The sequence below is a fragment of the Streptomyces sp. NPDC001714 genome (genome assembly GCF_042892755.1).
GTDB lineage: Bacteria > Actinomycetota > Actinomycetes > Streptomycetales > Streptomycetaceae > Streptomyces.
This window is the reverse complement of sequence record NZ_JBIAUL010000012.1, coordinates 67,844-86,748: the sequence shown is the minus strand read 5'-3', so window position 1 is coordinate 86,748 and position 18,905 is coordinate 67,844. Positions and strand designations below refer to the sequence as shown.

Sequence of the window (18,905 nt, the reverse complement as noted above, 5' to 3'; positions counted from 1 at the left end):
CGGCGATGGCGTACAGAGGGATCTACTACGTAACTAGGCGGGTTTCATTCTGACTGCCACCGGCGACGAGGCGCGACGGCCGGAGCGGGCGAGGGCCTCGCCGTGGTCACCGTTTAAGCTCTTGGAGCGGTTGCCGTCCGCCCGGCTGCTGGACAAGCCGGCGTACCGGCTGATCGCCCTGGTCTTCCCCCTGTGGACCTTCGCGATCATCGCGGGAGCCGTGTGGGCGCGGGCGGATTGGGGCCGCTACTGGGGCTGGGACCCCAAGGAGACCCGGGCCTTCATCGCCTGGGTCGCCTACGCCGCGTACCTCCACGTGCGCGCCACGGCCGGAGGGAAGGGACGGCGAGCGGTGGTGATCGGCCTTGTGGTGTTCGGCACATTCGTTTTCCAGTACTACGGCGTCAACATCTTCTTCACCGGCCTGCACTCGTACGGAGGCGTGCCGACCGAGTGAGACAACCTCGGACAGCCCGGCGCCCGCATACCCGCTAGGGGTATAGTGGCGGACCTCGGTGAACGCATGTGACAGGTGAGCCATGACGATACGGACAGCTCAAGGCGGCGGCACGACCGTCCGCTGGGCCTACGGGGTGCTCATCGCCCTGTGCGCCGCGCTGGCCGTCCTCGTCCATCACGAAACGGCAGCGGTGGGCGCCTCGCCCATGACGAGTGCTTCGTCCGTGATGAACGCCGCCTCCATGCGCATGATGAACGCCTCGTCCATGGCGGATGCCGCCCCTGCCGGCCACGTCATGCCGGGCAAGGACACACCGAGCGCCTGGGACCCCTCCTCCCCGAACACCGCAGACAAGAACGCCTGCGACGGGCACGGCATGCAGCACTGCGCCCCGGCCGGGGTTGACACCGTGCAGATCGCCGTTCCCGCTGAGAGCGGGTTCTCCCCGTTCGCGGACCTTGGTGAGGCCGCGGCGGGGCGCGCACCTGTCGGTGTGGTCGGCCGAGCCCCGCCCGACCTGTCCATCCTCTCGCAACTGCGCATGTAGACCGCGCCGGACGGCGCGCGATGTGCCGTCCCTCCGCGACCACATCGGCAGTTACGACACAGAGGACAACAACGCAATGAACAGCATCAATCGCCGCTCCGTCCTGCTCGCAGGCCTGGGAGTCGCCGGCGCCGGCGCGCTCGCCGCCTGCAGCAGCGGGGGCGGCTCCGGCACCGCCGGTGGGAACGCTCTGGTCAGTCCCACCGCCTCGGCCGTCCGCGCCGCCGACCTGAAGCGCAAAGCCACCGGACGGCGGAAGAACGTCACGCTGACCGCGGCGCCCGCGATGATCGACCTGGGCGGCGGCGTCATGCCCAAGACCTGGGCCTTCGACGGGCACACCCCCGGCAAGGAGGTCCGGCTCTCCGCCGGCGACACCCTGATCGCCGAGCTGTCCAACCAGCTCCCGAACAAGACCACCACGTCGATCCACTGGCACGGGATCGCGTTGCGCAACGACATGGACGGCGTGCCGCCCGCCGTCCAGTCCGCCGTCCGGGCCGGCTCCACCTTCACCTACAGCTTCATCGCCCCGGACCCCGGCACGTACTTCTTCCACCCGCACGTCGGCGTCCAGCTCGACCGCGGTCTGTACGCCCCGCTGGTCGTCGAGGACCCGAAGGAGCCGCTGTCGTACGACGACGAGTGGGTCGTCCTCCTCGACGACTGGCTCGACGGTGTCACCGGCACCCCCGACGAGGCCCTCACCGAACTCAAGCGCGGCATGGCAGCCATGGGTGACATGCGAGGCATGGACATGGGCAGCAGCGCGAGCCCCAGCAGCTCGGACGACGGTATGGGCAACATGGGGGACATGGGCGGGATGGACATGGGCGGCTCCGCGTCCCCCTCCGCCGCCACGTCCGGTGGTATGACGAAGAAGTTCATGCTCAACGGCGCCACCAGCGAGCTGCTCGGCGGCGACGCCGGCGACGTGAAGTACCCGTACCACCTGATCAACGGCCGCGTGGCGGCCGATCCGGATGTCTACACCGGCAAGCCCGGCAAGAAGGTGCGGCTGCGGATCATCAACGCGGGCTCGGACACCGCCTACCGAGTGGCCCTCGGCGGCCACAGGCTGACCATCACCCACACCGACGGCTTCCCCGTTCAGCATCAGGAGGTGGACGCCCTGCTGGTCGGCATGGGTGAACGCTACGACGTCCTCGTCACGCTCGGCGACGGAGTCTTCCCGCTCGTCGCCCTGGCCGAGGGCAAGAACGCGAACGGTCTCGCCCTGGTACGTACGGGGGCCGGGAGCAAGCCGTCTGCGACCGTCCGTCCGAAGGAGCTCAACGGCATGATCATGTCGGCGTCCCAGCTGCGGGCCGCCGACGACGTGCGGCTCAGGTCCGCGAAGACCGACGTCACGCACCAGATCAAGCTGACCGGCAACATGATGAGCTACAACTGGTCCATCAACGGCAAGCAGTTCGACATGGCGAAGCCCGAAGCGAACCCGATCGTCATCGAGGAGGGGCAGCGCGTACGGCTCGACTTCGTCAACACGACCGAGATGTGGCACCCGATGCACCTGCACGGCCACACGTACCAGCTCGGCATGTCCGGCCCGCGCAAGGACACCGCGATCGTGCTGCCCAAGAAGACGGTGTCCGTCTTCCTCGACGCCGACAACCCGGGCCAGTGGATGCTGCACTGCCACAACGCGTACCACGGCGAGGCCGGGATGATGGCGAACGTGGCCTACAAGGCCTGACGTTCTCTTCGCGCTGTCCGGACGGGCGCACCGGGGTCCGGCCGGGTGCGCCCGCACCGTTCACGACGGCGACCGCAACGGCTGGTTCCTCGACCCGGCGGCGATCCGCATCCGCGATCTCGCAAGCCGTCCCCGTTCCGGTCGGCAGGCGCGCTTCAGAACCGTCAGCCGCTCGGGGACGGTGCCCACGGTCCGTCTTCCAGGGCGGTCAACACCCTGCCCTGCGTGGGTCGTTCGGGTGCGGTGTCGGACTGATCGTGCCGGACGCCCGTCGACCGGGGATTGAGCATGCGTGAGGGCCACCTTCCCCGTCCGGCACCTCCGTTCGGAGGACTGTCCGGCGAAGTGGCCCTCTGGCACCGCCCGCGCGTCAGAGCACGCGCACCGCGCCGGTCGGCGGGTCCCAGGAGAGGGGCTTCTCGACGATTCCCGTGGACGGGTTCTCGGCCCCTACGAAATTGCCGCCGCCGACGTAGAGCGCCACGTGGTACGCACCGCTGCCGGCGGAGCCCCAGTAGAGGATGTCGCCGGGCTGGAGGTTGCTCAGCGAGACCGGGGTGCCCGCGGTCGACTGGTCCTGCGACACCCTCGGCAGGCTGATGCCCGCCTGCTTGAACGCGGCCTGAAGCAGGCTGGAGCAGTCCCAGGAGTTGGGGCCGGTGGCGCCCAACACGTAGGCGTCCCCGATCTGGGCCTTGGCGAAGGCGATGACCGCCGCTGCCGAACCCGTGGCCGTCGACGAGCTGGTCGAGGCGCTGGAGGTGGTGGAAGGGGCCAGGGTGGTCCGCTCGGCGCTGCGGGAGGCGGCCTGCTCTGCGGCGGCCTTGCGCGCGGCCTCGGCCCTCTTCTTGGCCTCCGCCTTCTTCTTGGCGTCGGCAAGGTCCGCCTTGGCCTGCTTCGCGGCGTTCGCGGCGGCCGCGTCGCGTTCGGCCTGCAGCTGGTAGTTCGCGGCGGCCTGCTGGGTGGCCTCCGCGGACTGGGCGACCTGATCGGCCAGGTCGGCCGTGAGGGTGGGCAGTTCGAGGGTCTGCGTCACCGGCTCGGCTGCGTTCGCCGCGCCGGACGCCCCGGCGACTGCCAGGGTGCCGAGGACGCCGCCGGCGACTCCGGCCCGCATCGCGATGGTCGACGCGCTGCGGCGGGGCTTCCGATGGCTGCGTATGAGAGCGGTGTGGGACATGGGCACAACCGGTATCAGGGACTCCTCCGTATCTTCAAGAAACGTGTGCTGCGCCACAGTCACTCAAGGGAGACCGTGAATCCCCGGCGCGCTGTTCCTTATTGACGCCGTAACGGGCATTTCGAACTCCGCGCGTAAGTCTTCAACTAAGGGTCTTCGTTGTTAGGTCCGAATTGCTCCTCGCTCTAGCATCGATCGCAGCTGGTGGCCAGGCTTGGCTTCTCCCGGGCTCGAAATGTGTGACGCAGGTCACGGAAAGGTCCTCGCTCTGATGAGCTCTGCGGTGAATGCCGGTTCGCCCAGGCGCTGTCGGAACGCTCGGCCGGAAGACTCCGGCCGAGCGTTCCGCCAAGGTTCTGGCCGCGGCGCGTCGATCACCGTATGGCAGTGACCCTCGGATGCGCCGGATCGATGCCCCGGCCTCGCGGTCTCCGACTACTCCTCGTGGAGGGCCTGCTGGACGAAGGTGGCGTGGAATCGGCGGGTCTCGTCCACGGTACGGACGGGGCCGGTGAGGGTGACCGTTGTCGTCAGGTGCGCGGTCGTGCTCGACGACGCCAGGCGGAGTTCCAGGTCGCCCGGTTCGACGATGCGGTGACCGTCGCGACCGGTGAAGGACGCGACGTCGGCGGGAACGGTGATGTCGATACGACGGGTTTCGCCCGGCGCGAGGGACACCCTGCTGTAGCCGACGAGGCGCTGCACCGGCTGGACGACGGAGGCTGTCGGGTCGTGGAGGTAGAGCTGAACGACTTCGGTCCCGGTCCGCTCGCCGGAGTTGCGGAGGGTGAAGGCGATGGCGAACTCGCCCTCAGTGGAGGCCTGCTGGGTTCGAACCGTGAGATCGCTCCAGGTGAAGGTCGTATAACTGAGGCCGTGACCGAAGCCGAACGCCGGGGTCGGGTCGATGTTGGAGACGTCGCTGGCCTGGGCCAGGCGGGCGCCGAGGTAGGTGGTCGGCTGGGCTCCGGGGCTGCGGGGCACGCTGACGGGCAGGCGCCCGGAGGGGTTGGTTCGGCCGCTGAGTACGCCGGCGATCGCCCGGGTGCCCTCGACTCCCGGGAAGAACGACTGGACGATCGCCGCGGATTCGTCCACCGCGCGGCCGAGGGCGTAGGGCCGGCCCGCGAGGAGGACGGTGACGACCGGACGACCGGAGTCGAGGAGTGCGTCGAGGAGTTGCTGCTGCGCGCCGGGAAGGGTGAGTGATTCCCTGTCGCAGCCCTCGCCGCTGGTGCCACGGCCGAACAGGCCCGCGCGGTCGCCCAGGACGGCGATGACCATGTCCGCGTTCCGGGCCGCGTCCACCGCCGCGTCGATCCCGGAGAGGTCGCCGTCGTCGATGCCCGTGCCGCGGGCGACGGTGATGGCCGCGTCGGGGAACTCGGCTGTCAGGGTGTCGTAGAGGGTGGGCAGGTTGATGCCGACGGGGACGTTCGGGTGCTGGACGCCGACGTGCATGGGGAAGGAGTAGCAGCCCAGTACGGCTGTGGCCTCCGTCGCGTTGGGGCCGACGAGGGCGATCCGGCGCGGCCCGGCGAGAGGCAGTACGCCGTCGTTGTTGCTGAGCAGGACCACGGCCTTCTCGGCCAACTCACGTGCCAGTTCGCGGTTCGCGGGAGGATCCAGGTCGACCTTGCCGCGCAGGGCCTCCGGGTCGTCGGGATCGGTGCCGCGCAAGGCGGCCGGCACGGGATCCCAGTCGGGGTCCAACATGCCGAGCTGGGCCTTTTGACGGAGAACCCGGCTGAGGGCACCGTCGATGAGGGACTCCGGGATCCGACCGTCCTTGACGGCCTGGACGAGCGGTTCACCGAAGGTCTTGACGCTGGGCAGTTCGACGTCGACGCCCGCCGTGAGGGCGGTGTGCGCGGCGTCGGCCCAGTCCGCCGCCACACCGTGGAGGGTTTTCAGGAAGGCGATGCCGAAGTAGTCGGCGACGACCGTTCCGTCGAAGCCCCAGGTGTCACGGAGCAGGCCGGTCAGCAACTGCCGGTCGGCGGCGGCGGGTACACCGTCGTTGTCGTTGTAGGCGTGCATGACGGCGCGGGCGCCGCCCTCCCGGACGGCCATCTCGAAGGGAGGCAGCAGGATGTCGGCGCGTTCCCGGGGCCCGATCGCCGCGGGAGCGAGGTTGCGTCCCGCGCGGGACGCGGAGTAGCCGACGAAGTGCTTGAGGGTCGCGATGATTCCCGCCGACTCCAGTCCCTGCACGTAGGCCGTCCCGATGGTGGCCACGAGGTACGGGTCCTCGCCGATCGTCTCCTCCACGCGCCCCCAGCGCGCGTCGCGCACCACGTCGAGGACCGGCGCGAGCCCCTGGTGGATACCGACGGAGCGCATGTCACGACCTATGGCCGCGGCCATGCGGCGCACCGTCCCGGGGTCGAACGTGGCGCCCCAGGACAGCGGGACGGGGTAGGCGGTGGCACCCCAGGCCGCGAAGCCGGCGAGGCACTCCTCGTGCGCGAGAGCGGGGATTCCGAAGCGGTTCGCCGAGACGATGCGGGCCTGGGTGCGTTGCAGGGAGAGAGCCCCGAGGGCGGGGTCGACGGGTGCGGTGCCGAAGGGCCGGGTCAGCTGACCCAGTCCGGTGGGCATCAACGCCTCGAGATCGACCGCTTCCTCCATGTCGTGCTGATGGGGAGCCACCTCGTCGCCCTGGGCGGAGGCGCCGACCCACACGCCGTACAGCTGGGCCGTCTTCTCCTCCAGAGTCATTGCCTCGATCAGCGCCGCCACTCTGGTGGCGAGGGGGCGGGACGGGTCGTTCCACACGGGGGCCGGGTGGGAGGTCTCTACAGCCACGTGGCGGTCACTTTCCTCCGACGCCCATCAGACCCTGGACCAGGGCGCGACGGGCGAACAGGTAGACGAGCAGGACGGGCACCATGGACAGCATCACGGCCCCGAGAAGGCCGGGGATGTCGATGCCGTGTTCGGTCTGGAAGTTGTAAAGACCCAGCGTGATCACCTTGGTCGAGTCGGACTGGGTCAGCACCAGCGGGAAGAGGAACCCGTTCCATGCCTGGAGCGCCGAGAACACGGTGATCGTGGAGAGGCCTCCGCGCGAGAGCGGTACGACCAGCTGGAAGAACATGCGCCGTGGAGTCGCTCCGTCCACCGCCATGGCCTCGAACAGTTCGGGAGAGATGTCCCGCATGGTGCCGCTGAGGATCAGGGCCGACATCGGCAAGCAGAACGCCGCTGTCGGCAGGATGACGCCGAGCAGGTTGTCGTACAGCCCTGCTTTGCTGATGAGGTAGAACATCGGCACGATGACGGCCTGGGCCGGAATGGCGAGTCCCAGCAGGAACAGGCGGAAGACCAGTGAGGTCACCTTGCTGCGGCTGCGGACGATGGCGTACGCGAGCGGCGGCACCAGGAGCAGCACCAGGCCGGCCACGGCCGCCGTGACGGCGATCGTGTTGAGGAAGTACCGGCCGAAGCCGGTGTCGAACGCGTTGAGGTAGTTGTCGAAGGTGAAGGTGTCGGGCACCGACACCGGACCGTTCGCCGCGTAGTCACCGCGCGTGCGCAGCGTCGCTGCGATCATCACGTACAGCGGCAGTCCGACCAGGAACAGCCAGACGGCGGAGCCGACACCGGCAACGTAGTTGGGTCGGCGCCTCATGACACGCCCTCCATGGTGCTGCGCATCTTGTCGTAGCCCGACACGCGGACGACGACGAGCGAGATGACGGTGGAGGCCACGACCAGAGTGAGGGCGATGGCGGCACCGGTGCCGAAATCGAACTCCTTGAAGGCCTTCTCGTACATGTAGTAGGCGCTGATGGTGGTGTCGGTGCCGGGTCCGCCCTGCGTGAGGATGAGGACGGTCTCAAAGGTGGTCAGACCGCCGACGGTCATCAGAATCATCGAGGTGATCATCGAGTTGCGCAGCTGCGGCAGCGTGATGTGGAAGAACTGCCGGTAGCGGCCCGCCCCGTCGATCTCCGCGGCCTCGTAGAGCACCTGCGGGACGGCCCGGGCCGCCCCTTGGTAGATCAGGGTGTGGAAGGGAGTGAACTGCCAGGTGCTCACGAAGGCCAGGACCCCGATGGCCGTGGCCTGCTTGCCGAACAGGTTCCCGTCACCGAACAGCCAGCCGGCGTCGGCGGGGATGCCGAAGTTGGGATCGAGCAGGGCCCGCCAGAGGACGGAGACGGCGGTGCCGGACAGCAGCAGCGGGACGAAGTAGATGGCGGACAGCACGGCGCGATTGCGCTGGTAGCCGGCGGCCCAGACCCCCAGGAGAATGCTGAGCGGTGTCTGGATGAGGACGCCGAGGGCGGTCAGGAGCAGGGTCACCCAGATGCTCTTGAGCATCACGGGGTCGTCCACAAGACGTGACCAGTTGGCCATGCCGACGAACTGAGGCGACCCGAGCCCGTTCCAGGTCGTGAAGGACAGCACCGCGACCATGATCAGCGGAACGATCGCGAAGACAGCGAAGAACAGGGCGGCGGGAAGAGCCCAGCCGAAGCCGGGTCGCGCCACGTTTGCCGTTGACGAGCCGCCCGCCCGCCGCCGGGCCACCTTGAGGGACCTGGCGGCGGGCGGGGTGCTCGTGATCTGTGTAGTCATGAGCCGTTCATTCACCCGGAAGTGCCTGCATGGCCTTGATGAAGCCGTCCGCGTCGATCTGGCCGTCGAAGAACTGCTGCACGGCCTGCTGGATGGGGGTCCCCGCGGCCGGCGGATACGCCTGGTCCCAGGACAGCTGGAACGCGGGAGCCTTGGCGACCAGGTTGTACTGGAAGTGCGAGTAGGCCGGGTTGGCCGAGGAGTCCAGGAAGGACTCGGTGTTCGTGGTCGTCGGCAGGTTGCCGATGGCCAGCTGCGCCTTCACGAACTCGTCCGAGTACATCAGCTTGAGGAACTTGGCAGCGGCGTCGGGATACTTGGTCTTGCGCAGCACCGAGTAGAAGTTGTTGGTGTTTCCGACGACGTCGGCAGCGTCGCCCTTGCCGCCGGGAACGGTCGGGAACGCCGTGTAGCCGAGGTCCTTCTCCGCGAAGCTCTTGGCGTCCGTCTGCTGCTGGGCGTAGTACCACGAACCCATGAGCTCGAAGCCGGCCTTGCCGGAGGCGACGAGTGCCGGTGAGGCGCCGTTGGTGTACTTCACCGAGTCGTAGTTCTTGCCGAAGGCGCCGGCGTCCACCAGGTCCCTGAGCATGCTCAGCGCCTTCTTGCTGTCGGCGCTCTCCCACACCGACTTGTCGCCCTCGATCGCCTTCTGGAACAGGCCCGGCCCGGCGATGCGGTCGTAGAGGTACTCGAACCACATCAGGGTCGGCCACCTGTCGCCGCCGCCCAGGGCGATCGGGGTGACACCCTGGGCCTTGAGCTTCTTGACCGCGTCCAGCAGTTCGTCCCAGGTCTGGGGCGGCGTGACCCCCGCTGCCTTGAGGACCTTCTTGTTGTGGAACAGCAGGACGGGCTGCGTGCCGCGCATCGGGACGCCGTACGGCTTGCCGTTGACCACCGCGCTGTTGAAGACCGAGGGCAGGAACTTCGACTTCAGGTCCGGGTTCTTCGCGATGAAACCGTCCAGCGGTAGCAGCAGATCGGCCTTGACGAACGGCTGGATACTGCCGCCGCCCCAGTTGAAGAAGATGTCCGGGGCCTGCGGGGTGTTGATGATCGTCTGGAGCTTCTGCTGATAGTCGGCGCCGGGAATGGTGTCGAGGACGGCCTTGACGTCGGACGTCTTGTTGAACGTGCTGACTATCTGCTTCTCGACCTTGTTGCTGGCGTCCCCGTAGACCAGAACGTGAATCTTGCCGTCGCTCGACGACTGGCCGTTGCCGTTGCCGCAGGCGGCCAGCGGGAGCGCCAGGGCGAGCGTCGCACCGCAGGCGACCAGTCTGGGCAAGCGCGCGCGTGTCTTCATCGTTGGAGCCCTTCGAAAGTTTCGGCCTCATTACCGAAAGTCAATGCGCTCGGGACACTAGGACAGGCCTGCGGCTCGGTCAACAGTCATGCACGCACGCGCTCAAACCGTTACGGGCATCTCGCGCCTGTATCCTGCGAATATGGGCGAGGACGGCAAGATCGGCAGCAAGGTGACCTTGGCCGAGGTGGCGAGAGTTGCGGGCGTTTCGCTGCCGACAGTTTCGAAGGTGGTCAACGGTCGTTCGGACGTGTCCCGTGTGACCAGGGCCAAGGTCGAGCGAGCACTGGAGGCCCACGGCTACCGTCGCCGCCCCCGGAATCCAGCCCGGCCCCCACTTCTCGAGCTGGTGTTCCACGAGCTGGAGAGCATCTGGGCGATGGAACTGGTCAAGGGGGTGGAGCAGGTCGCGCGGGAGTACCACGCGACCTTGGTCCTCACCGTGAGCGGCACGCGGCACGCGCCTGGACCGGAGTGGCTCGAAGGAGTGCTGAAGAGAAGGCCGTTGGGGGTCGTCCTGGTTTTCTCCACGCTTCCGCGCGACGTCAGACAGCGGCTCAGGTCGGCGGCCGTCCCCTTCGTCGTCGTCGACCCCGCGGGCGACCCCGATCCCGACGTGCCTTCGGTGGGCTCGGCGAACTGGGCCGGCGGTCTCGCGGCCACCCGGCATCTCACGGCACAGAACCACCGGCGGATCGCGATCATCACCGGACCGGAGGACATGCTGTGCTCACGTGCGCGCCTGGACGGTTATCGCTCCGCCATGGCGATGGCGTCCCTGGACGTGGACCCGCGGCTCGTGCGGTTCGGCGACTTCCACGTGCAGGGCGGCTTCGACCACGCGATGAGCCTGCTGGACGGGCCGGACCGGCCGACGGCGATCTTCGCGGGCAGCGATCTCCAGGCGCTCGGCGTGCTGGAGGCGGCCCGGCTCAGAGGACTGCGTGTACCGGAGGACCTGTCCGTGGTCGGCTACGACGACGTGCCCCTCGCGCAGTGGTCGAGCCCGCCGCTCACCACGGTGCACCAGCCTCTGCGACGCATGGCCGAGGAGGCGTCACGCATGCTGTTCGGACCTGAGGAATCCGGCAAAGCCGCCCAGCGCATCGAGCTGGCGACGCACTTGGTGGAACGGCAGAGCACAGCTCCGCCAAGTGAGTCGTGAGGAACCCACCCGAGCCCACGGGACCGCCGGGGGCGAGGGCGGTGTGCCGGCCGAGCGGCATGTCGAACGAGTCGGGTTCGGTTCACCCGGCACTCGGGACGGGCGGTGGGCCGACATACATGGTCTCGGCCCACCGCCCGCGGTCGCTCACGAGCCCAGGAGGGCGCGCAGTCCGGGTTGGAGGAGGTCGCCATGGGCGGTGACCATGTCGTCGCACAGGCGCCAGATGTCCTCGACCGGCAGGGCCGCGGCCGTGGCGGGGTCGGTCATCGCCGCGTGCCTGATGTGCCGCGGGTCGTCCTCGATCGCTGCCCGCACCACCAGGTCGTTCGCGCTCAGATAGGTCCGGTTGAGCGCCGCGAGCTGGGGCGGGAGGGAGCCGACGCGGGTGGGCTGGACGCCCAGCGAGTCCACCAGGCACGGGACCTCGACGGTTCCGTGCGCGGGCAGGTTGTCGATCAGGGACCGGTTGGGGGCGTTGCCGTAGACCGTGCGCGCGGTGCCGGTCACCATGCTGTGGATGATCTGCGGCGCGTACTCCATCGTCCCCTCGACGGCGACCGGCGTCCCGGCGGTCAGTGCGTCGCGGGTCCTCTCGTACGTGGCGACGTTCTCGTCGACGATCTTGAGGTACTCGCCGATCGGCAGCCGCAGCCGCTCGACCTCGCTGTCGTGGTGCAGATACCAGGGCACGTACTCGGAGGAGTGCTCGCTGGTCTCCGTGGGGTAGTAGCCGAGCCGGCGGTACATGTCGACCCGGACCCTGCGGCGCAACTGGTCGTCGGAGGCGATCAGTTCGTCCAGCTTCGGGTAGAGGCTCCGGCCCTGGTGCTCGAACCGCAGCACCCACGCCTGATGGTTGACGCCCGCGGCCTGGTAACTGATTTCCTCGTAGGGCACCTTGACCAGGTCCGCGAGGTCGCGCATCGTCCAGTACACCGAGTGGCACAGACCCACCACGCGGGTCAGGCCGGTGGCCTGCGTCAGGTACTGCACGTTCATGGCCATGGGGTTGGTGTAGTTCAGCAGCCAGGCCTGCGGGCAGACCTCGGCGATGTCACGCCCCAGCTCCTTCAGGAACGGGAACGTGCGCAGGGCGCGGAAGATGCCTCCGATGCCGAGGGTGTCGCCGATGGTCTGCCGTACGCCGTAGCGGGCCGGTACCTCGAAGTCGGTCCGGGTGGCCTCGGCCATACCGATCTGCACGATGTTGATGACGAAGTCGGCGTCGGCCAGGGCTTCGCGACGGTCGGTGTGCGCGGTGACGTTCGGGCGGGCGCCGAGCGTGTCGGCGATGCGGACGGCGGCCGCGTGCGCGGTGGCCAGGCGTTCGGTGTCGATGTCGTGCAGCGCGACGTGCGCGGACTTCAGTTCGGGGAACGCGAGGAGGTCGGCGAGCAGTCCCTGGGTGAAGACGACGCTGCCAGCGCCGATGAAGGCGATCTTGGGGGTGGTCATACCGGGGTTTCCTCGGTCTCGGAAGGGCGGGAGAGGACGTCGTCCCACGTGGGCTGTGCGGTCGTACCGACGATGACGTCAGCGGCGGCGTCGCCGATGACGAGCACGTCGAAGGTGTGCGGCACTGAGGTATTTCCTGCCTGGGTGGTGTGTCGGGTGAGGAGCGGGATCAGCCTTTGAGACCGGTGGAGGTGATCGACTGGATGAACGCCTTCTGCGCACCGAGGAAGGCGAGCAGGACCGGCAGCACGGTGATGACGTTCCCGGCCATCACGGCGGACCACTGCGTGTGGTGCTGTCCCTGGAAGGTCGTGAGGCCGAGCTGGAGTGTGTACCGGGTGTCGTGGTTGATGGCGATCAGCGGCCAGGTCAGGTCGTTCCAGGTGCTGAGAAACGTCAGGACGGCCACCGTGCTGAGGGCCGGCCGGGACAGCGGGAGCACGATGCGCCACAGCACGTGAAGCCGTGAGCAGCCGTCGATCCAGGCGGCCTCCTCCAGCTCGCGGGGCAGCGACAGGAAGAACTGCCGCAGCAGGAACACCGAGAACGGCGTGACGAGGGACGGCACGATCAGCGCGCCGAGCGTGTCGATGAGGCCGAGCTGCTTCATGACCAGGAACGTGGGAATCATCGTCAGCTGGAACGGGATCGCCATCGTGGCCAGCATCAGTCCCAGCAGCAGCCGGGAGCCGGCGAACCGCATCCGGGCGAACGCGTAGCCGCCCAGGGTGCCGAGTACGAGGTTCGCGGTGACCGTGACGAGGCTGACGAGGAACGAGTTGGCGAACCAGCGCGGGAACATCGCGTTGCCGAGCACATAGCGGTAGCCGCCCAGGTCCAGACGGGAGGGCCACAGCGCCGGCGGGAAGCGGTTGATCTCGGCGTTGCTCATCACCGAGCTGACCGCCAGCCAGATCAGCGGAACCGCGAACAGCAGCGCCATCGGCGCGAGCAGCAGGTGCCAGGGGCTGAACGGCAGCCGCCGGCGTCGCCGGCCGGTCTCATGCCGGGCGGTCGGGGCGGCCTGCGCGGCCTCGGGCGGGGCGGAGACGGCGGTCATGCGGCGGCTCCCTGGAGTCGGCGGCGGGCGATCTGGAAGATCAGGCCGATCAGACCCAGGGCCGCCGCCAGTACGTAGGCCGAGGCGGCGCCGTACCCTGCGGTGGCATTCTTGAACGCCTGCTCCCAGATGAAGTAGACGATCACCGTGGTGGATCCGAGGGGTCCGCCCTTGGTGGTGACGTACACGAGGTCGAACGTCTGGAGGGCCTCGATGGTCTGCCACAGCAGCAGGAACACCGAGACGGGCCTGAGCGTGGGCAGGGTGACGTGCCGCAGGATCTGGAAGCGGCCGGCGCCGTCGAGCCGGGCCGCCTCGGTCAGCGAGGCCGGCACGTCCTGCAGCGCCGCGAGGTAGATGACCATGCAGAAGCCGGTACCGCTCCACAGACTGACCGCGACCAGCACGAGCAGCGCCTGGGACGGATCGTTGAGGAAGCCCTGCGCCGGGATGCCGAGGTAGTGCAGTACCGCGTTGGCCGCGCCGAACTGCGGATCCAGGATGAACGAGAACAGCACGCCCTGCGCGGCGGAGGAGACCACGAACGGCACGAAGAACAGGGTGCGGTAGAGCCCGACGAAGCGTATGCGCCGGTTCAGGGCGAGGGCGAGCAGCAGCCCCACCACCATGCTCGCCGGCACGTACAGCGCGGTGTAGAGCAGAGTGTTGTGCACCGCCTGGCTGAAGTGGGGATCCTGGGCCAGGGCGCGGTAGTTGTCCAGGCCCACCCAGCGGCTCGGTGTGACGAGGTCGTCGGCCCGGAAGGACAGCAGCAGCGACCAGATGATGGGCACCACGCTGAGACCGAGGATGATCAGGACCGCGGGCGATACGAACGTCCAGGCCATCGTGGACTCGGCGGCCCGTCTGCGGCGCAGGGCGCGCCGGTTGTCCGGGGGCGGGGACAGAGTGATCGGGGTGGGCACTCGGGACACGGCGGATCTCCTCAGCGGGGTATGAGCAGTGCGGCGTTGGCGTCGGCGGCGCAGGAGCGCACTGCCTGGGCGGGACTGCTCCGGCCCAGCAGCACCGCGACGACGGCCTGTCCGAGGGCCTGCGAGATCTGCGGGTAGGCGGCGTGCACGGGGCGTACGCGGGCCGAGTCCAGTGCCTTGGTGAACACCTCCAGGCCCTCGGTGGTGTTCTCCTGGTGCTGCCAGGCGGGCAGGTCGCGGGTGCGGCGGCTGAGCGGGAGGCTGCCCGCGTCGATGTCCCAGCGCACGTCCTGCGCGGGCTGCATCAGCCAGCTCACGAAGGTCTTGGCGGCCTTCTCGCGGGCAGCGCCGTTGTCGAACACCGTCCACGTGTCGGGTCCGCTGATGGTCACCGGCCGTCCGGAGAAGGTGGGCAGCGGGACGACGTGGTAGTCGATCCTCGCCTGCCGGATGTCGGGGAGCTGCCAGGGACCGGTGACGGCCATGCCCATCCGGTTGGACAGGAAGACCTGGTACATCTGCTCGCTGCCCGGCTTCGGGTCGACGTAGACGCTCTTGTCCCGGGCGAGGGCGGCCACCACCTCCAGGGCGCGGGTCCCGGCGTCGGCGAACCCGATGTGCTTGCCGTCGTCGGCGACGACGTCCCCGCCGAGATCCCAGATCATGGGCCAAAGACGCCAGACGGTGTCCTCGTCACCGACGCCGGGCCAGCCGGTGCCGAAACGGCCGCGGCCGACGTCCGTGAGCGCCTTGGCGGTGGCGACGAAGTCGTCCCAGCGCCAGTCCGCTTCGGGCAGCGGCAGGCCGGCCTGCCGGAAGAGCTTCCGGTTGCAGACCACCGCGAGCGAGTCCAGCAGCGCGGGCGCGGCGCGTACCTGGCCGTTGACGGTCACGGCCTGGCGGGCGGGCGCCCAGTAGTTCGTCCAGGGCGTGCCGGCATGTCCGACCAGGTCGGTGAGGTCGACGACCTGCGGGCTGCGGGCGACGCTCGCCAGGTCGGAACCGAAGATGTAGGCGATGTCCGGGTAGGAGCCCGCGGCGAGGGCGGCCGTCACCTTCTGGAGCATCGCGTCGGCGAGCACTCCGCCGCCCAGCTCCACCCGGATACGGGGGTGGCTCCGCATGAACGAGGCGACCAGGGATTCCATCGCCTTCTTGCCCGTGTCGGTCTGCCCGTGCCACATCTCGATCGTCACGGTGCCGTCGGCGCTCACGCCGTCGTCGCCCGCCGCGCAGCCGGAGGCCCCGAGGCCCACGGCCGCCGTGGTGGCCAGAGCCGCACCGGCGCGCAGCATTGTGCGGCGTTCGGGCTGTGCGCTGCGGGGGAGCGCGAACATGGGTACCTCCCGTGCGGAGCTGTGGGACATGCGCAGTGCGTCAGGGACGCGTTCGGTGTACGGAGTTCCGGCCGCGGCGACGGCGGGTGGTCCCGGCGGGTCCGGGTGCGGGGCCGGTCCCGGGCGGCCGGAACGCCGTCGGGCGGTGCTCAGGGCCGGGCGCGGAGCGGGACGGGCGGCCGGGTGCGGGCGCTGCCTCGCCGTCCGCGAGGAGTCGCATGGATACGGATCATGTCCAAGCCCCAGAACATGGTGGGTACGTCCCCGCCTCGGACACCGACGTGGTCCTGGCGACTCAGTCCGGACTCCTGGCGCGTGGTCAGCTACCGGCTGGGCGTACCTCTGCCGCCGAGTGCTTCGACTACGGCGTTGACCAGGAGTTAAACGATGGTGCCGGGCAGCTGTCAAGAGAGAAGCAATGATTGGATGTGCGTGAAACACCGGGGAAACCTGCATGATTGCGCATCAGGCGAGGTCGGCCTGCGGCGGTTCGGCGAGCCGTCACAGGCCGACACGCGTTCCAGGGCGCGCCTGAGGCCGTGATCAGTGCGGGATGCGCCTAGCAGGTCTTGCGGACGTACCCGCTGCTGCCGGCCGGCGAGACCGCCACGTCGCGCTGGACGATGCTCAGCGTGCCGCCCCACCCCTGGCACGCCTTCGACCTGCCGGAGTTGGTGTACTCGATCACGATCACGTTGTTGCCGAAGGCGCTGGTGTAGTCGCCGCACTCGTCGTAGTGGCCGCACTCCTCGGCCACCGCGAAGTCGAGGCCGTTGGCGGTGCGGTTGCCGGCCAGCTCGGGGGTGTTCTTCTGGGCGATGGCCAGACCGTCGGCGTGGGCGCGGGCGGAGAGCAGCTTGATGAACGCCTGCGCGTTGTTCGCCGTCAGACGGTTTCCGGAGCGGCTGTAGCTGTCGTAGTTGTCGGGCTCGACGGCTTGGAAGCCCTTGTCCCGGCAGCCGTCGATCTGGGATCCGATCTGGTCGGCGATCCGCCGGCGCTTGGCGTCCGTGCTGACGTCGAGGAGGGCCTCGCCCCAGTCCTCGTCGTAGACGACCTTGCCGGCCGAGTCGCGCAGCAGCAGGTCCGACGCCCACTCGCCCTCCGCGCCCGGCTGCGCCTGGAAGGCGTTGACGTAGCAGATGTTGTACAGGCCGGCGGCCGGGGAGGCGGTGTGGTCACGGGTGACGACCTTGACGCCGGCGGGCGGCGTGTAGGCGCCTCCGATCTGGTAGTCGAAGCCCGCGTGCGTGGGCGGCAGGGACACGGTCGCCGCCTGTGTGGAGGGCGCCGCGACGAACAGGGCGCCGGTCAGCGCGGCCGCGCCGATGACGGCGCCGGTGAGTTTGCGAGGGGTGGTGTTCAGGTGGCTCATGCGTGAGCTCCAGAGGAAGCGGGCACGTCCCCGCCTCGGACGACTGGGGTGTCCTGGCGACTTGGGCCGGGCTTTCGGCGCGGGGCCTGCATACCGGCTGGGCGTGCCTCTGAACGCGGAGCGTGGCTCCGGTGTAGTCCGAGAGTAAAGCGATCGCGTTCGAGGATGTCAACGGCGGCGAAGTCCCGTGTTCGCGGGGCGAGTTGGATGCTCGCGTGACGCGGTGTGACAGTTGGCGGCGGCGTCCGAGTGTCGAAGTGAATGCTTGAAACTGCTTTATGCAAGCGTTGATTGAGCACCTTCGAGCATCTAAGGTCGTCGGCGTGACGGTCGAACCGGGGCCGCGCTGCCGGCCAGGGGCGATGCGTGACGCGTCTCTGCCACGCTCCCGCGTCGGCCGTGCCCAGGACGGCGCCCCGGGACACCGCGAGTCCGTCCACCCCCGCGCACCGCGGCCGACCCTCCGACAGACCCGTGACGTTCAGGCGTCGGGCGCGTCTCCCCGTCCACCACCACGAAGGGATGCTCCTTGACTTCCTCCCTCTCCTTGAGGAGGGGGAGTCCTACGGCTCGCGCTGTAGGGGTTTCTGCTTCATCGCCGACTGCCCGCCCGGAGTGCTCCGTTGAGGTCTTGCACCAGCTCCACAGACAGACGCCGTCAGCCCGACGGCCAGGACGTTCTTCGCCGCGTTCACGTCCCGGTCGTGGGTCGTTCCGCAGTCGCACGTCCACTCTCGGACGTTCAGCGGCATCTCGTCCTGCAAGGTGCCGCAGGCGGAGCACAGCTTGGAGGAGGGGAACCAGCGGTCGATCGCGATCACTTCGCGGGCATACCACTGGGCCTTGTATTCCAGCATGCTCCGAAATTCCGACCAGGCCGCATCACTGATGGCGCGGGCCATGCTGCCGATCTTCACCATGTTGCGGACGGACAGGTCCTCGATCACGATCGTTTGATTTTCACGAACGAGACGAGTGGTGAGCTTGTGCAGGTGGTCATGCCTGCGGTCGGTGATGCGGGCGTAGACCTTGGCGACCTTCAGGCGGGCCTTGGCCCGGTTCGCTCCGTCACCCCTGGCCTTGCGGGCAAGTTGCCGCTGGGCCTTGGCGAGACGGATGCGGTCACGCCGTTCGTGCCGGGGGTTGGAGACCTTCTCGCCGGTCGAGAGGGTCAGGAGGTGGGCGAGCCCAACGTCGATGCCGACGGCCGCGTCAGTGGCGGGGAGAGGCTGGACGGACGGGTCCTCGCACAGCAGGGACACGTACCAGCGTCCGGCCGCGTCCTGGGACACGGTCACCGTGGACGGCGACGCTCCCTCGGGCAGCGGACGGGACCACACGATGTCGAGCGGCTCCGCCGTCTTTGCCAGGGTGAGGTTCCCGTCGCGGAACCGGAACGCGCCGGCGGTGTACTCCGCCGACTTCCGCGACTTCTTCAGCGACTTGAAGCGCGGGTATTCGGCGCGCTTGCCGAAGAAGTTCGTGAACGCCGCCTGGAGGTGCCGCAGTGCCTGTTGGAGCGGGACGGAGGAGACGTCGTTGAGGTACGCGAGTTCCTCGGTCTTCTTCCAGTTCGTCAGCATCGCCGACGTCTGGTTGTAGTTCACCCGTTTCTGCCGCGCCCACGCTTCCGTGCGTGCCGCAAGGGCGAGGTTGTAGACCTTCCGCACGCATCCAAACGTGCGGGACAGCTCTGCTGCCTGCGCATCGGTTGGACGGAAGCGGTACTTGAACGCTCGCTTCAGATGGGTGGTCTTCACGGTTCACAAACCACC

At 68.7% G+C, this 18,905-nt stretch carries 15 protein-coding genes and 1 pseudogene; 4 read left to right on the top strand and 12 right to left on the bottom strand.

Annotated features, from left to right (window positions below):
- Positions 1-121 precede the first annotated feature (121 nt).
- The 3 genes and pseudogenes from ccsA to ACFY0P_RS29110 form a co-directional block, all read left to right on the top strand.
- Positions 122-457 (top strand): annotated as a pseudogene (gene ccsA / locus ACFY0P_RS29120) (cytochrome c biogenesis protein CcsA); the annotation flags it as partial.
- 82 nt (positions 458-539) lie between these two features.
- A complete protein-coding gene (locus tag ACFY0P_RS29115; RefSeq protein ID WP_388919313.1) occupies positions 540-1,007 on the top strand; it encodes a hypothetical protein in 468 nt (155 codons plus the stop codon).
- 76 nt (positions 1,008-1,083) lie between these two features.
- A complete protein-coding gene (locus ACFY0P_RS29110) occupies positions 1,084-2,724 on the top strand; it encodes a multicopper oxidase family protein (protein WP_388919310.1) in 1,641 nt (546 codons plus the stop codon).
- 370 nt (positions 2,725-3,094) lie between these two features.
- Here ACFY0P_RS29110 and ACFY0P_RS29105 read toward each other — a convergent pair whose 3' ends face one another.
- The 5 genes from ACFY0P_RS29105 to ACFY0P_RS29085 form a co-directional block, all read right to left on the bottom strand.
- A complete protein-coding gene (locus ACFY0P_RS29105; protein WP_388919307.1) occupies positions 3,095-3,904 on the bottom strand; it encodes a C40 family peptidase in 810 nt (269 codons plus the stop codon).
- Positions 3,905-4,339: 435 nt separating this feature from the next.
- A complete protein-coding gene (locus tag ACFY0P_RS29100) occupies positions 4,340-6,712 on the bottom strand; it encodes a glycoside hydrolase family 3 N-terminal domain-containing protein (RefSeq protein ID WP_388919304.1) in 2,373 nt (790 codons plus the stop codon).
- Positions 6,713-6,719: 7 nt separating this feature from the next.
- Positions 6,720-7,538, bottom strand: a complete 819-nt coding sequence (locus tag ACFY0P_RS29095) for a carbohydrate ABC transporter permease (protein WP_388919302.1) — start codon at positions 7,536-7,538, stop codon at positions 6,720-6,722.
- Positions 7,535-8,491 (bottom strand): carbohydrate ABC transporter permease, encoded by a 957-nt coding sequence (locus ACFY0P_RS29090; protein WP_388919299.1) that lies wholly within the window; start codon positions 8,489-8,491, stop codon positions 7,535-7,537. Before ACFY0P_RS29090 ends, ACFY0P_RS29095 begins: the two co-directional genes overlap by 4 nt.
- Before the next feature lie 7 nt (positions 8,492-8,498).
- Positions 8,499-9,800 (bottom strand): ABC transporter substrate-binding protein, encoded by a 1,302-nt coding sequence (locus tag ACFY0P_RS29085; RefSeq protein WP_388919296.1) that lies wholly within the window; start codon positions 9,798-9,800, stop codon positions 8,499-8,501.
- Between the two features lie 142 nt (positions 9,801-9,942).
- Between ACFY0P_RS29085 and ACFY0P_RS29080 the strand changes: the two genes are divergently transcribed.
- Positions 9,943-10,965, top strand: a complete 1,023-nt coding sequence (locus ACFY0P_RS29080) for a LacI family DNA-binding transcriptional regulator (RefSeq protein ID WP_388919293.1) — start codon at positions 9,943-9,945, stop codon at positions 10,963-10,965.
- Positions 10,966-11,112: 147 nt separating this feature from the next.
- Here the strand turns inward: ACFY0P_RS29080 and ACFY0P_RS29075 are convergent, their stop codons facing one another.
- The 7 genes from ACFY0P_RS29075 to ACFY0P_RS29045 all read right to left on the bottom strand — a co-directional run bounded on the left by ACFY0P_RS29075 (position 11,113) and on the right by ACFY0P_RS29045 (position 18,890).
- The gene (locus ACFY0P_RS29075; protein WP_388919291.1) at positions 11,113-12,423 is read right to left on the bottom strand and encodes an alpha-glucosidase/alpha-galactosidase; all 1,311 of its coding nucleotides are present in this window, start codon (positions 12,421-12,423) and stop codon (positions 11,113-11,115) included.
- Entirely contained in the window at positions 12,420-12,548 is a 129-nt protein-coding gene (locus ACFY0P_RS29070) for a hypothetical protein (RefSeq protein WP_388919288.1), read from the bottom strand. The genes ACFY0P_RS29075 and ACFY0P_RS29070 overlap by 4 nt, the downstream gene beginning before the upstream one ends.
- Positions 12,549-12,592: 44 nt before the next feature.
- Positions 12,593-13,483: a carbohydrate ABC transporter permease gene (locus tag ACFY0P_RS29065; RefSeq protein ID WP_388919285.1), complete on the bottom strand. Its 891-nt coding sequence runs from the start codon at positions 13,481-13,483 to the stop codon at positions 12,593-12,595.
- Complete coding sequence (locus ACFY0P_RS29060; protein WP_388919282.1) at positions 13,480-14,418, bottom strand: carbohydrate ABC transporter permease; 939 nt, start codon at positions 14,416-14,418, stop codon at positions 13,480-13,482. The genes ACFY0P_RS29065 and ACFY0P_RS29060 overlap by 4 nt, the downstream gene beginning before the upstream one ends.
- Positions 14,419-14,429: 11 nt before the next feature.
- Positions 14,430-15,755 (bottom strand): ABC transporter substrate-binding protein, encoded by a 1,326-nt coding sequence (locus tag ACFY0P_RS29055; RefSeq protein ID WP_388919279.1) that lies wholly within the window; start codon positions 15,753-15,755, stop codon positions 14,430-14,432.
- A gap of 559 nt (positions 15,756-16,314) precedes the next feature.
- Complete coding sequence (locus ACFY0P_RS29050) at positions 16,315-17,130, bottom strand: endo alpha-1,4 polygalactosaminidase (protein ID WP_388919276.1); 816 nt, start codon at positions 17,128-17,130, stop codon at positions 16,315-16,317.
- A 563-nt stretch (positions 17,131-17,693) separates the two neighbouring features.
- Entirely contained in the window at positions 17,694-18,890 is a 1,197-nt protein-coding gene (locus ACFY0P_RS29045) for an RNA-guided endonuclease InsQ/TnpB family protein (RefSeq protein ID WP_388919273.1), read from the bottom strand.
- Positions 18,891-18,905 lie beyond the last annotated feature (15 nt).

What these genes read in the sequence shown, in the direction of transcription:
- ACFY0P_RS29115 (WP_388919313.1), top strand. Translation starts at nt 540, where the DNA reads ATGACGATACGGACAGCTCAAGGCGGCGGCACGACCGTCCGCTGGGCC.
- ACFY0P_RS29110 (WP_388919310.1), top strand. Translation starts at nt 1,084, where the DNA reads ATGAACAGCATCAATCGCCGCTCCGTCCTGCTCGCAGGCCTGGGAGTC.
- ACFY0P_RS29105 (WP_388919307.1), bottom strand. Translation starts at nt 3,904, where the DNA reads ATGTCCCACACCGCTCTCATACGCAGCCATCGGAAGCCCCGCCGCAGC.
- ACFY0P_RS29095 (WP_388919302.1), bottom strand. Translation starts at nt 7,538, where the DNA reads ATGAGGCGCCGACCCAACTACGTTGCCGGTGTCGGCTCCGCCGTCTGG.
- ACFY0P_RS29090 (WP_388919299.1), bottom strand. Translation starts at nt 8,491, where the DNA reads ATGACTACACAGATCACGAGCACCCCGCCCGCCGCCAGGTCCCTCAAG.
- ACFY0P_RS29085 (WP_388919296.1), bottom strand. Translation starts at nt 9,800, where the DNA reads ATGAAGACACGCGCGCGCTTGCCCAGACTGGTCGCCTGCGGTGCGACG.
- ACFY0P_RS29080 (WP_388919293.1), top strand. Translation starts at nt 9,943, where the DNA reads ATGGGCGAGGACGGCAAGATCGGCAGCAAGGTGACCTTGGCCGAGGTG.
- ACFY0P_RS29075 (WP_388919291.1), bottom strand. Translation starts at nt 12,423, where the DNA reads ATGACCACCCCCAAGATCGCCTTCATCGGCGCTGGCAGCGTCGTCTTC.
- ACFY0P_RS29065 (WP_388919285.1), bottom strand. Translation starts at nt 13,483, where the DNA reads ATGACCGCCGTCTCCGCCCCGCCCGAGGCCGCGCAGGCCGCCCCGACC.
- ACFY0P_RS29055 (WP_388919279.1), bottom strand. Translation starts at nt 15,755, where the DNA reads ATGTTCGCGCTCCCCCGCAGCGCACAGCCCGAACGCCGCACAATGCTG.
- ACFY0P_RS29050 (WP_388919276.1), bottom strand. Translation starts at nt 17,130, where the DNA reads ATGAGCCACCTGAACACCACCCCTCGCAAACTCACCGGCGCCGTCATC.